This is a genomic window from Halalkalibacter akibai JCM 9157 (genome assembly GCF_000513135.1).
Lineage (GTDB): Bacteria > Bacillota > Bacilli > Bacillales > Bacillaceae_D > Halalkalibacter > Halalkalibacter akibai.
The window spans coordinates 60,662-74,065 of record NZ_BAUV01000002.1; the positions used below are offsets into that span (position 1 = coordinate 60,662).

The following is a 13,404-nucleotide window of genomic DNA, read 5'->3' on the forward strand; positions in this document are numbered from 1 at the left end:
GGAAATCCTTGTTTCGAGCTAACTTTAAAAAGTGAGGACGATTATCATGCAGCGTTATTTTGTTGCTAAAGAACAAATGGGTGATCAAGAAGTTAAGATAACAGGTGAGGATGTTAAGCATATCTCACGAGTTATGAGAATGAATATAGGTGATCAAATTATTTGTAGCGATAATGATTCACGTACAGTATCTTGTAGAATCTCAAGTATGATGGATCAAGAAATAATAGCAGATATAATTGAATCTCTAGCTCCTAATACTGAATTACCTGTAGAAGTAACGATTGCTCAAGGACTTCCTAAAGGGGATAAGTTAGACTTGATTATCCAAAAAGGAACAGAGCTTGGAGCCCATACTTTTATTCCATATTCAGCTTCAAGGTCAGTAGTTAAGTGGGACCATAAAAAGGCAGGGAAAAAAGTAGAACGATTAGAAAAGATTGCCAAAGAAGCGGCCGAGCAATCTTACAGAGAAAGAATTCCTGTTGTCTTAACCGTGCAAACATTAGCGGAATTAAAGAAACAGATGTCTCAATATGACTCGGTTATTCTTGCTTACGAGGAATCGGCCAAAGAAGGCGAAAAATCTCAATTTGCTTCGGCATTAAGCGAGCTAAAAGTTGGTCAAAAAATTATGATTATCGTAGGGCCAGAAGGTGGTCTTACAGATGAAGAGGTACGGCAACTATGCAGTGAAGGTGCGGTTGCTAGTGGGTTCGGACCTAGAATATTACGTACAGAAACGGCTGCCCTTTATGCCCTTTCAGCTATTTCGTACCATTTTGAATTAATGAGGTGAAGGTAATGCCTACTGTGGCGTTTCATACATTAGGTTGTAAGGTGAATCATTATGAGACAGAAGCGATCTGGCAACTGTTTCAAAAAGAAAACTATGAAAAAGTTGATTTTGAATCTACTTCAGATGTTTATGTTATTAATACTTGTACGGTTACCAATACAGGTGATAAAAAAAGCAGACAAGTTATTCGTCGAGCAATTCGGAAAAATCCAGATGCGGTTATATGCGTGACAGGCTGTTACGCTCAAACATCACCAGCAGAAGTCATGGCGATTCCTGGAGTTGATATTGTTGTAGGAACACAGGACCGAACCAAAATGCTCGGTTATATTGAGGAATTCAAGCAAAAACGTGAACCGATTAATGGCGTTGGCAATATTATGAAGTCACGTGTTTATGAAGAGTTGGACGTACCAGCTTTTACTGACCGTACTCGTGCCTCGTTAAAGATTCAAGAAGGCTGTAATAATTTCTGTACGTTTTGTATTATTCCTTGGGCACGAGGTCTTATGCGCTCACGTGATCCTAAAGAAGTTATCAAACAAGCGGAACAATTAGTAGCTGCTGGTTATAAGGAAATTGTATTAACAGGGATTCATACGGGTGGATATGGAGAAGACCTAAAAGAATATAGTTTAGCTCGCTTGTTAAAAGATTTAGAGCAGGTTGAAGGACTTAAGCGTATTCGTATTTCTTCAATTGAAGCAAGTCAGCTTACAGATGAAGTGATTGAAGTAATTGACCGCTCTGAAAAAGTTGTTCGTCACTTACACATTCCACTTCAATCTGGTTCGAATACGGTCTTAAAACGGATGAGACGCAAATATACGATGGAGTTCTTTGGTGAGCGATTAGATCGTTTAAAAGAAGTGTTACCTGGCCTTGCCGTTACATCTGATGTGATTGTTGGGTTTCCTGGTGAAACGGAAGAAGAATTTCAGGAGACATATGATTTCATTGCTAAACATAAATTTAGTGAGTTACATGTTTTCCCTTATTCAAAGCGGACTGGTACACCTGCTGCTCGGATGGAAGATCAGGTTGCTGAGGAAGTAAAAAATGCACGTGTTCACAGCTTAATAGAGCTATCAAATCAATTAGCAAAAGAGTATGCTTCTAGGTTTGAAGGAGAAGTTCTAGAAATGATTCCTGAAGAGCAAGATAAAGAGAATCAAGGTGTGTATATTGGATACACGGATAATTATCTAAAAGTAAAAGTACAAGCAACAGAAGATATGATAGGAAAATTAGTTAAGGTGAAGATAACAAAAGCTGGTTATCCGTTTAATACTGGAGAGTTCGTACGCATACTTGATGAACCAGTGAAACAAGTTGTAAATAGCTAGAACAAGAACATCAAAGGCGCTTTTAAAGAGTGCTTTTGGTGTTTTTTTAACGTGGGTGGATGCTGAACAAGCGATTAGAGCAATAATAAGGATAAGCTGTATCTTCTTTTATTTTTATGCTAGGATAAATGAGGTACGTACAACGCTACATATGAGAGGATGTAATAAAATGACTAAATCTGTTGCAAATCTTATTGATCATACAGCTTTAAAAGCTGATACAACGAAAGAACAAATTTTAACCTTATGTGAAGAAGCGAAACAATATCAATTTGCTTCTGTTTGTGTGAATCCAACTTGGGTAAAGCTTGCAGCTGAACAACTAAAAGATGTGGATGGAGTAGAGGTTTGTACGGTAATTGGCTTCCCACTTGGAGCGAGCACACCAGAAGTTAAAGCATTTGAGACAAGTAATGCAATTGAAAATGGCGCAACTGAAGTTGATATGGTGATTAATATCGCGGCACTTAAAGATAAAAATGATGTACTCGTTGAAAGAGATATTCAAGCAGTAGTTGAGGCAGCAAAAGGGGAAGCATTAACAAAAGTAATCATTGAAACAAGTTTATTAACGGATGAAGAAAAAGTAAGAGCTTGTGAAATAGCAGTTAAAGTGGGTGCAGACTTTGTCAAAACTTCAACTGGTTTTTCAACAGGAGGAGCAACTGTGGAAGATATCACGTTAATGCGAAAAACAGTAGGACCAAATGTTGGGGTAAAAGCATCAGGAGGAGTTCGTGATTTAGAAGGTGCTCGTGCAATGGTAGAGGCAGGTGCAACACGCATTGGAGCAAGTGCAGGTGTGTCAATCGTAAATGGAGAAACTGTTCAGTCAGACTATTAAAAGGTTGTCCCAGATCAAATTTTGATCTGGGACATCTTTTTTTTACGCTTAAAAAGTAGGGTAGGCTGTAGGAATACGGGTACTGATAGCCTTTCCTTCACTAAATGCTAGGGAAGCAGATGGCTAGATTCTTCGTGTTGAACTAATGGAATAGTAAGAGTGAAGGTTGTTCCTTCACCTAAGCTACTTTTTACGGATAGATGGCCACGCATTGCCTTAATAATACTGAAAGCAACCATTGTTCCAAGTCCTGTTCCAGTTGTTTTAGTTGAATAGTAGGGAGTTCCTAACCTTCGAACTTGTTCCTCATTCATCCCTATACCAGTGTCAGAGATTATGATATGTGCCATGTTTTCATGAGAAGTCAATTTAATGGTTAATTTTCCGTTGGGTGACATTGCTTCGATCCCATTTTTAGCTAAGTTAATGAGAGCTTGGTGCAGCTTTTGCCGTTCACCAGCAATGAAAACATCATCTGTTTTTTCAAACATAATATCAATATCTCTCATTGTTGCATAAGGAGTAATGACTTTCAAAATATATTGGATTTCACGATTTAATTCTAATAAATCAATGTTTTCAATGGATGGTTTAGCAAAGGTCAGGTAATCTGAAATAATTTCTTCAGCACGCTCTAACTCTTCGAGAGAAAGCTTAATATAGAATTCCTTTTTTTCTAATGATATCGTATGATCTTGTAACAACTGTAGAAAACCTTTTGTTACGGTAAGAGGATTTCTAACTTCATGAGAAATACTCGCAGCGATATCACTAACGACTTTGAGTTTCTCAAGTTCCTTTATTTCACTAAGGACGATGCTTTCTTTTTTTGCTCGTTCAATAAAATTTATAAATAGGAACATCGCAATTAATTGTAGAAAATAAAACAAAATAAGTGAAAGCCAGCCATTTACACTTATGTTAACATTGAAAAAATAGAGAACTGTTAATAAGCTGATAATGCCGATGAGATTAACTATCAGCGCGAGTGCCAATTTATGATGTAAATTAGTCATTCTTTTGAAGTAAGGAGTCATCAATGATAGGAAGAGTAACATAAGTGTATATACAATTATGGAAGCATAAAAGCCTTCATCAAGACTGATCATGAACCGGTAAGCAAGAAGTACAGTTAGTAAGACAAGTCCAACTCTTCGCCCACCATAAAGTGTGCCAATAATAAATGGGATGAGACGATAATCAAAAAGGAATCCAGGAAAAGGTGACAAGGGGAACGACATGCATAGTAAGATGGAAACGGCAGAAATAATCCCAATAAAAATAGCATTAGATACTTTACTTATTTTACCTTCTATATACTTATGATAGATGAAGAATAATAGAAATATAAAAGAGAGGTTTAATAAGAATACTTGTAGGTCAAAGATTAGTTCAGTCATAATTTCCCTTCTTTTGTCGAATATTTAAAAGAAGAATTCTCTATTGAGAAAGGAATATCCTTTTTTTGAAAAGACTATTTTGTATACTTTGTTGTTTTTATAGTTTAGTGTAAGATCGGGTTCGTTGCATTGTGCTGCAGCTACTCTATATCCCGCAAAAGTTGAGCGATTTCCGCTCCATTCCACTTTGGGCAGTAAACCAAATACATAAGAGATAATCATACAGAGTCTTTTTTGAAAAGTGTTTGTTATTAATAAAAAGAGATGCCTCTGATATTGAGAGACATCTCCTTCGTTTAGTGTAAAGCTATTGTGTAAATGGCTTTTTCTGTTTCGAGTTTGACTCTATCTCTTTCAGTATATAGGTTGATCTGTCCGAATAAAGGGATCTCGAAAGCATTCTGTGGCAAGTCTTGTGTGCCTTCTGAGCTACGTATAATGCCTTGGCCATGCAAAATTAACTCCTGCTCAGGTATATATCATCTATACTGCCATTATTAGATACAATTGAAATATGATTTAGTTCTAGGGTAACTTGATCAGTATCAAAGATTTGTTGTAAACCAGTTGATACTTCTCCTTTTTGAATGACCAGAGTTTCCCCCTTATGTGATTCCAACCAATTCGATAAGTCTTGAATTTCTTGAGCCATATTCTACCTCCTCTAGTTATATACGTACTTTCCCCAGATTAATGTGTATTCATTCCTTTAAACAACAGAAAGAAGGTCAAATAATAGTTGACGTTAACGTAAACGTAACTGTATGATGAATATAATCTTTTTTGTAAGGAGTTATTCATTTGACCTATACCATTTCTGATCTTGCAGATGAATTTGATATTAGCACAAGAACCATTCGGTTTTATGAAGAAAAAGGATTGTTAACACCAACAAGAACATCCACAGGCCAAAGAGTTTATACCAAGAAAGATCGAACTCGTCTACAGCTTATCTTACGCGGAAAACGATTTGGTTTTTCGCTAAATGAAATTGCAGAGATGGTTAGCTTGTTTGATTTAGATCGAACTGGAAAAAAGCAATTAGAGAAAACACTTCAGTATGGAGAGAGAAAGATTAAAGAATTAACAGAACAAATCGAAGAAATGACAGCGTTACGCGATGAGCTCGAGCAATACCAGGCTAATTTTAAAGAGCGGTTACAAGGAATAGAGAAGTAATTTTAATGAAATTACAAGGAGGAATATGGAATGAATACTTTTACTAATGACCTTAATCTCCAATACCTTTTAAAACGTTACTTAAAAAATAATTTACATCACTATGCTGTACGTAAATTACCTGAGTTTGCTGATATGTGCTCGCAAATAGACGAACGTGCGAAGGTGACCGATCGAGACGGGCAACCGAAATTAATCAAGTATGATAAATACGGAGAAGATATTTCCGAAGTATGGGTGAATGAAGGCTATAAACAAACTGTTAAAGATACATACAACACAGGCATTGTTGGTTTTATTCATAAGGAGATTCCGGAATTAAAACAAAAAGGAAATTATCCATTTTCCTTTGCTCAAGGTTATTTGCTTTCTCAAGTTGAACCTGGATTTTACTGTCCAGTTACTCTTACAATGGCCACCGCTTACTTAGTAGATACATATGCAAATGATGAGTTAAAAGCTCAATTTTTGCCTCATATATTATCAACTGGTGAGACCGAATTATATGAAGGAGCTACTTTTCTAACAGAAAGACAAGGTGGATCAGATGTTGGCGCTAATGAGGTAAAAGCAGTAAAAATTGACGGGCAGTATCATCTTTATGGTGAAAAATATTTTGCCTCAAACGCTGGTATGTGCGGTGTCGTTGCTGTTCTTGCTCGACTAGAGGATGCTCCAAGTGGCACAAAAGGACTAAGTTTATTTCTTATGCCTTGGAAAAAGAGTGATGGGACAAATAACCATTTGCAAATTAGAAGACTGAAAGATAAATTAGGCGTACGTGCGGTACCATCTGCTGAAGTCGTGCTTGAAGGGTCAGAGGCCTATTTGATAGGAGAGGCAGATCAAGGTTTTTATTATATGATGGAAGCTTTAAATTTATCTAGAGTGTGTAATGCAATTGCGTCTGTTGGAATTATGAGAAGGGCTTATAACGAGGCTTGTAATTATACCCAGCATAGAGAAGCATTTGGGAAAAAGCTCTCTGACTATCCGATGATCAGGGAGACTTTGATGACGCTTAAGGCACGACAGGAAGTCGAGACGAGTGCTTGCTTCCATACTATTGATTTATTTGACCGTGTTATCACAAATCCTAGTAATATATCTGTAACAGAGAAAGCCTTAAACCGTTTATATATTGCGTTAGTGAAGATGAGGACTGCCGAAGAGGCCATCACCTTTTCTCATGAAGCCATCGAATTACACGGTGGCAATGGTTATATTGAAGATTTCGTTACCCCTAGACTTTTAAGAGATGCCCAAGTATTAACGGTTTGGGAAGGAACAGAAAACATTTTAGGTTTGGAAGTACTACGTTTAATGGAGAAATTTCAAGTCGACCAACTATTTATAAATGAAATGTTGATTAAATTAAATCAAATATCTACTGAATTTAAAGAACTTGTTAAGCCTGTCAAACTGGCTGTCACTCAATTAACTGAATTATGTCAAAAGGTAAGGTCAGGATCAAATCAACTTCAAACCTATCATGCAAAGAAGGTTGCTAATTTGATGACGGATATTTATTTATCTGTAATTGCGCTCGAAGATGCTTTACTAGAACGAGGAAGGAAAATTGCGATAGCGGAGATCTTTTTGGAAGAATTATGGAGTGATAAAACGTTTAATGATAACCCTGCGACTTTAAAGTATTATGATTATTTACTTGGATTTGAAATAGGTACAGAGACCGTCTCACAATAACTACAGGAATGCAAAAAGAAAAAACCACTTTGATAGAAATGAAGTGGTTTTTCCTTTATTAACGTCTATATACATAGATTTGAATTTGACGGTTTACACAAACCATCCAACAGGTTGTGGCTTCTTGTTACGGAAAATGTGTTTTACTTCTGTATATTCTTCAAGTCCAATATGACCAAGCTCACGCCCGAATCCTGATTGTTTGAATCCACCCCAAGGAGCTTGAGCAAAGTAAGGGTGGAAGTCATTAATCCACACTGTGCCCATTCGTAAACGAGAGGCAACCATCTCTGCTTTTTCGATATCTTTAGACCAAACGGCACCAGCCAATCCATAAATCGTATCATTAGCCTTCGTAATAACTTCTTCTGTTGTAGAGAATTTTTCTATAGTTAAAATAGGACCGAATACTTCTTCCTGAACAATTCTCATGTCAGATGTACAATCCGTAAAAATAGTAGGTTCATAGAAAAATCCGTCTTGTAACTCTGGGGCTTCCGGACGCTTACCGCCTAACACAAGTTTTGCGCCTTCTTGTTTCGCAATTTCTACATAGCCTTCAATTTTCTCACGATGCTCTGCTGAAATGAGGGGACCACTTTGAGTATCTTCGTCAAAACCATTTCCTAATTTGATTTTTTTAGCTTGTTTTACAACAGCATCGACGAACCGATCATGGATGCTTTCTTCGACTAATAAGCGAGAACCAGCAGAGCAAACTTGACCTGCATGGAAAAAGACCGCGTTTAAAGCTTGATCAACAGCTGTATCAAAGTCAGCATCTGCAAAGATAATATTCGGATTCTTTCCACCTAATTCAAGTGCAATTTTCTTTACATTACTGCTGGCTGCTTGCATAATCTTCTTTCCAGTCTCAATGCCACCTGTAAATGAGATCAAATCAACATCTAAACTATTAGATAACTCAGCACCTACTGTATGGCCAGGTCCAAGAACAAGATTAACTACTCCCTTAGGAACACCTGCTTCTTCCATTAATTCAAATACTTTAATAGTTGTTAGCGGTGTAATTTCACTTGGCTTAGCAATCAAAGTATTACCAGCAACAAGTGCTGGAGCAAGTTTCCATGAAGCTTGTAAGAGAGGGTAATTCCATGGACTAATTTGTCCACAAACTCCTACAGGTTCTCTTACAACACGACTTTCTGAATCAGGAATAGGGGATTGAATCACTTCGCCACCATTTTTATCAGCTAACCCTGCAAAGTATTGAAACACATTAGCGATGTCATCCATATCTGCATAGCTTTCTATAATCGTCTTCCCTGTGTCTAATGATTCAAGTTTGGCTAGTTCTTCTTTATCACGACGAATCAAGTTAGCGATTGCTTGAACGATCTTGCCACGCTCAGACGCAGGAGTGGTTGCCCAATCTCCCTTATCGAATGCAGTCCGGGCTGCTTGTATAGCAAGCTTAGAATCTTTTTCATCACCTTCTGTAACCGTAGCAATAACTTCTTGATTAAATGGATTAATAATTTCACGCATTTTTCCTGTATGAGATTCAACCCATTGACCATCAATATACATACGCCCAATTGCCATCTATATTTCCTCCTCTTACCTCGTTAAGTTTGTTAAGAAAAAACTAAACGTTGTTAATGAATTAAATTTACCATCATACTAGTAATCTGTCAAAAATTTTAGTTGAATTCAAAAAAAATAAATTTATTCTATCCATTGGTAGATCAAGGTTTAAAGCGAAATTATGATAATTATTTGGTATTTTTTTTTGACATATTTCATTATTTAAGTAACATTAAGTTTATAAAGAAAAAATTTAATAAACAAAATATTTCGTTGGAAGGAGGAAAAACAGGATGAACCAACATGAAGATATGGCCAAAGCTCTATAAATAAAGCAAAAGATTTAGTTATTGATTCGATTGCTGAAACGATGGATCTATATGGAGTCACTCGAAGTGTAGGTGTTTTATACGGAACGATGTATTTTGAAGAAGATATGACATTAGATGGAATGCGTGAGGAACTTGGCATGAGCAAGCCAAGTATGAGCACAGGAGTGAAAAAGCTACAAGACTATGACATCGTAAAAAAGACTTTTCAAAGAGGAAGTAGAAAACATACATTTGTTGCTGAAAAAGACTTCTTCCAATTCTTTAATAAGTTCTTCACAAAGAAATGGGAACGAGAAGTGAGTATAAATTTAGAGGCTATCAAGCAATCACAAAAAACTCTTAAGGAAATTATAGATTCTAATCATGTCTCGACAAAAAAGAAAAAAGAAGCGTTAGAAGTATACGATCTATTAGAATCCTCTAAACCTTACTATTACTGGTTATCTTCTCTAGTTAATGGAATAAGAAGTGGGGAAATATTCAACTCTTTCCCCATTCCGGAAAAAGACGAGCAGTAGTGATATAAACGTCAAGCTGAAGAATATTATTTCAGGGAGACGTCTGTCTTATATAGAGGTCTGAAAATTCTTATTATTTAAGGAGAGTGATATAGATGACAGAAAAACAAATAAATTCTTTTAAAGTGTTAGGGTTCGGTTTTATTATTGCATTTATGTTTATTTATGTAGCTGTAACGAATACCGACATGCATTGGGGCGGCTTTCTTTCTATGATTGTTTTTTATACATTAATTTATTATATTGGGGCATTTGTAGCTTCAAGGAAATCCAACACGCTTGATGATATGATGGTGGCTAAGAGGAGTATTCCTTTAGGTGTAGCGATGTTTACAATGGCTGCTACTTGGGTTGGAGGCGGATACATTAATGGCACAGCTGAATATACGTACAGTTCTGGTATCGCTTGGGCACAAGCACCATGGGGTTATGCACTTAGTTTAATAATTGGCGGTATTTTTTATGCCAGGAAAATGCGTCGATATGAATTTAAGACGATCCTTGATCCACTTGAACAACGCTTTGGTAAAAAGATGGCTGGCGTATTGTATATCCCTGCCTTACTAGGAGAGCTATTTTGGAGTGCAGCAATCTTAACTGCACTTGGTACTACTTTTGGAACGATTTTGGGAATAGACTTTACTACATCTATTATTATTTCAGGAATTATTGCTATCGCTTACACGGTTTTCGGAGGAATGTGGGCTGTTGCTTACACTGATTTATTTCAAATGGCCATCCTGCTCGTAGGACTATTTCTTGTTATTCCTTTTGCATTAGGTAATGTCGGATCAATGCCGACTATTTGGAACGATTATCAAGCAGAATTTGCCTCCTATGCTAGCATGTTTCCACCATTAGACGGTTGGAATCATCCAGATTGGGGTAATTGGTATTGGCATTGGTGGGACTATGCTCTTTTACTAATTTTTGGTGGAGTTGCTTGGCAAGTTTACTTTCAACGCGTGTTATCAGCTAAAAATGAAAATACGGCTATGTGGTTATCTATTTTTGCAGGTATTATTTGTATCATTGCAGCTATTCCAGCAGTTTTAATTGGGATTATTGGACATAGTGCCGATTGGGCAGCAGTCGGAGCTCAGGCACCAGAAAATCCCGCGATGATCCTCCCGCAGGTACTGCGCTATTTAACCCCTGAGTGGGTGGCAGCAATTGGACTAGGCGCATTGGCTGCGGCAGTGATGTCATCTGTAGATTCTTCGATTTTGTCGGCATCGTCAATGGCAAGTTGGAACGTGTATCGTCCCTTAGTTAAGCCAAAAGCTACCGACGAACAATTGAAGAAGGTCATTAAGCGAACGATCATTATCGTCGGTACTACTGCAATGATTGTGGCTCTAAATGTACAAAGCGTCTACACACTCTGGTTTTTAGCATCAGATTTAGTTTACTGTATTTTATTTCCGCAATTAACGATGGCTTTATTTTATAAGAATGCGAATTTTTACGGATCTTTATCGGGTTTAATTATCGCTGTTTTTCTAAGATTGGGCGGTGGAGAACCAGCCTTTGGTCTGCCACATTTCTTACCTTATCCTATGATTGAGGATGGATTCGTATTATTTCCATTCAGAACACTAGCTATGGTGGCGGCTTTTGTTGGAATCTTTGTAGTATCAGAATTAACAAAGAAAAATTGTAAACCACTTCGCTTAGTTATGCCTGATGAACAAAGAAAGTTTGGTGAAAAAGTAAGCTAATGAGGAAAAGGGCACGTTCACCTTACAGGTGGGGGTGTTCTTTTTTGAGGTTAACTAATATTGGTATGGTCAAGTTAAAATATTAACTCACCTTAAAGAACATAATAATCTTTGTCCCGACATGACGCGTTTGGGACGGTTCTTATTTTGGAGGTGCATGACCATCGATGGGATGTTATTCTTCGTAGTTGTTATGCTTGTGGCGATAGTAGGTGCTTTGGCGTTTTTTACAAAAAGTAAGCCAAAGCCTGCATTGGCTTATGTTGGTCGTACTGATCTGAAATTGAATCAAGAGCAATTTAAGGAGGAATTTGGGATGGAGAGAAACACTACTACAAAACAGGTGATTGAACGCGCAGCTGAACGAAAGGTTGAGGAAGAAATTGGGGAAGAGTTAAATCCTCTTAGAGGACATTTAGAAACAATGCAATCAACCTTAAACCAATTACAATCAACTCAGCAACAAGCTAATTCAACAATAGGTTCAACAAGTCAAGGTCAGCAACAAACGGACCAACTACTACAACAAATGCAACAAATTAGTACACAAGCACAACAACAACAACAAAAAACATTCCAACAGTTGCAACAGTCGATTCAACAAGCAACTCAAATGTTAGGAAATGTTGGTCAGTCGATTCAATCCATTAATGTGTTGAACCAAATGACTCAACAAATCAATCAATCTCAACAACAATTACAACAACAGACACAACAGCAACAACAGCAACAACAAGAGTTACAAAAATTACAACAAATGCAAAATCAACAAGGGCAACAAAATCAACAAAACCAGCAGAGTCAATTTGGTCAAGATATGAGCTACAGTCAATCTTACCAAAACTAAGAAATAACAAGGGGACTTAAAGAATAATCTCTTTAAGTCCCCTTTTTGCTTAATTTTGTAATTTGTCTCTGTGAAACCATTCAACAAATGTGGCGAAATATGTAACAAGTGGGAGCATGAGAATCGAGCAGATTACATTGAAAATCAAACTTGAATGGGCAAGTTGCATCATAGGAGCTGACGTTAAACTCATTGCGAAATCACTAAGTAACCCGATTAAAGGAATAAAGATTAAAACCCCAATAACATTTAACCAGATATTAGCATAAGCAACTAATTTGGCACTTCGGCCAGAGCCGATACTTGCCAGATAAGCAGTCACACAAGTTCCGATATTAGCTCCTAACATAATAGCGATCCCGGCCTGCAAGGTTAATACTTGGTCTGACATAAACCCCATCGCAATGGCCGTCGTTGCTGTACTTGATTGTATAATAGCTGTTAAAACTGTTCCAATCCCAATACCAAGTAAATGATGATCATTGGTTAAATCAAAAAATGAGTGTACTGCTGGAATAGAAGCTAGGGGATAGGCTAATGTTTCTAAGCCATCCATCGCAATGAAAATACAAGCTAAGCCAAAAGACAAGCATCCTATTGAGTAAGCTTTTGAATTAGGTAGGAGTAGAGCCAGTAAACCGATGATTAACAGTGGTACTATAAATAACGATAAATCTAGTGCAAGTAGTTCTGTTGTCATGGTTGTACCAATATTGGCTCCTAAAATAATACCTATAGAATGGCGAAAGGAAAGCAGTCTAGTGGCTACGAGTCCAACTGTCATGATAATAATTGCGGAACTACTCTGTAAAATGGCTGTAGCAACAGCCCCAACAATCATTCCTTTCCAAGCCGAATTTGTAAGCTTAAAAAGAATTTCTTGAAAGCGCGCTTGTCCGAGTTGAAAGAGTCCAGCTCTCATAACAACCATTCCAAATAAGAATAAAGCAATAAATACAGCTAACAAGGAAAATAATTCTTTGATCACTATGATCACCTCACTAATCAATCTATGGACAAAACTGAACAAGCATGACAAAAAATCGAATAAAATAGTAATTGAATAATCAGAATGTTTATTGTATAGTGAAAGAGAAACAATATGAATTGCTATTCATTTTTATGGGTATTACATACCAACTGGTTAGTATGTATAAATGGAA

11 protein-coding genes and 1 pseudogene are annotated in these 13,404 nt (G+C 37.0%); 8 read left to right on the forward strand and 4 right to left on the reverse strand.

The genetic code is table 11. The features are described 5' to 3' along the window. Window positions 1-46 precede the first annotated feature (46 nt). The 3 genes from JCM9157_RS01670 to deoC all read left to right on the forward strand — a co-directional run bounded on the left by JCM9157_RS01670 (window position 47) and on the right by deoC (window position 2,989). Window positions 47-799, forward strand: a complete 753-nt coding sequence (locus JCM9157_RS01670) for a 16S rRNA (uracil(1498)-N(3))-methyltransferase (RefSeq protein ID WP_035661413.1) — start codon at window positions 47-49, stop codon at window positions 797-799. Window positions 800-804: 5 nt separating this feature from the next. After that, window positions 805-2,145 carry a tRNA (N(6)-L-threonylcarbamoyladenosine(37)-C(2))-methylthiotransferase MtaB gene (gene mtaB, locus JCM9157_RS01675; protein WP_035661415.1) on the forward strand — a complete coding sequence of 447 codons (1,341 nt, stop codon included), beginning with the start codon at window positions 805-807 and terminating at the stop codon, window positions 2,143-2,145. A gap of 169 nt (window positions 2,146-2,314) precedes the next feature. Continuing rightward, on the forward strand, window positions 2,315-2,989 hold the full coding sequence (deoC, locus tag JCM9157_RS01680) for a deoxyribose-phosphate aldolase (protein WP_035661417.1): 675 nt from the start codon (window positions 2,315-2,317) through the stop codon (window positions 2,987-2,989). A 107-nt stretch (window positions 2,990-3,096) separates the two neighbouring features. Here the strand turns inward: deoC and JCM9157_RS01685 are convergent, their stop codons facing one another. Beyond that, window positions 3,097-4,389 carry an ATP-binding protein gene (locus JCM9157_RS01685; RefSeq protein ID WP_052012882.1) on the reverse strand — a complete coding sequence of 431 codons (1,293 nt, stop codon included), beginning with the start codon at window positions 4,387-4,389 and terminating at the stop codon, window positions 3,097-3,099. Window positions 4,390-4,685: 296 nt separating this feature from the next. After that, window positions 4,686-5,041 (reverse strand): annotated as a pseudogene (gene ymzB, locus JCM9157_RS26255) (protein YmzB). A gap of 149 nt (window positions 5,042-5,190) precedes the next feature. On the opposite strand from ymzB, the gene JCM9157_RS01695 reads away from it, so the two are divergent. Both JCM9157_RS01695 and JCM9157_RS01700 read left to right on the forward strand, forming a co-directional pair. Further along, window positions 5,191-5,568 carry a MerR family transcriptional regulator gene (locus JCM9157_RS01695; protein ID WP_439644329.1) on the forward strand — a complete coding sequence of 126 codons (378 nt, stop codon included), beginning with the start codon at window positions 5,191-5,193 and terminating at the stop codon, window positions 5,566-5,568. 30 nt (window positions 5,569-5,598) lie between these two features. Continuing rightward, the gene (locus JCM9157_RS01700; RefSeq protein ID WP_035661421.1) at window positions 5,599-7,275 is read left to right on the forward strand and encodes an acyl-CoA dehydrogenase family protein; all 1,677 of its coding nucleotides are present in this window, start codon (window positions 5,599-5,601) and stop codon (window positions 7,273-7,275) included. A 93-nt stretch (window positions 7,276-7,368) separates the two neighbouring features. On the opposite strand, the gene betB is transcribed toward JCM9157_RS01700, so the two are convergent. Continuing rightward, a complete protein-coding gene (gene betB / locus JCM9157_RS01705) occupies window positions 7,369-8,841 on the reverse strand; it encodes a betaine-aldehyde dehydrogenase (RefSeq protein WP_035661423.1) in 1,473 nt (490 codons plus the stop codon). 307 nt (window positions 8,842-9,148) lie between these two features. Between betB and cudC the strand changes: the two genes are divergently transcribed. From cudC to JCM9157_RS25095, 3 genes are all read left to right on the forward strand, one after another. Then, a complete protein-coding gene (cudC, locus tag JCM9157_RS01710; protein WP_035661426.1) occupies window positions 9,149-9,673 on the forward strand; it encodes a choline uptake/conversion transcriptional regulator CudC in 525 nt (174 codons plus the stop codon). Between the two features lie 95 nt (window positions 9,674-9,768). Beyond that, window positions 9,769-11,394 (forward strand): high affinity choline transporter 1, encoded by a 1,626-nt coding sequence (locus tag JCM9157_RS01715; protein WP_035661429.1) that lies wholly within the window; start codon window positions 9,769-9,771, stop codon window positions 11,392-11,394. A gap of 157 nt (window positions 11,395-11,551) precedes the next feature. Next, the gene (locus tag JCM9157_RS25095) at window positions 11,552-12,241 is read left to right on the forward strand and encodes a hypothetical protein (protein WP_052012884.1); all 690 of its coding nucleotides are present in this window, start codon (window positions 11,552-11,554) and stop codon (window positions 12,239-12,241) included. Between the two features lie 49 nt (window positions 12,242-12,290). Here the strand turns inward: JCM9157_RS25095 and JCM9157_RS01725 are convergent, their stop codons facing one another. Next, complete coding sequence (locus JCM9157_RS01725; RefSeq protein ID WP_035661432.1) at window positions 12,291-13,229, reverse strand: Na/Pi symporter; 939 nt, start codon at window positions 13,227-13,229, stop codon at window positions 12,291-12,293. Window positions 13,230-13,404 lie beyond the last annotated feature (175 nt).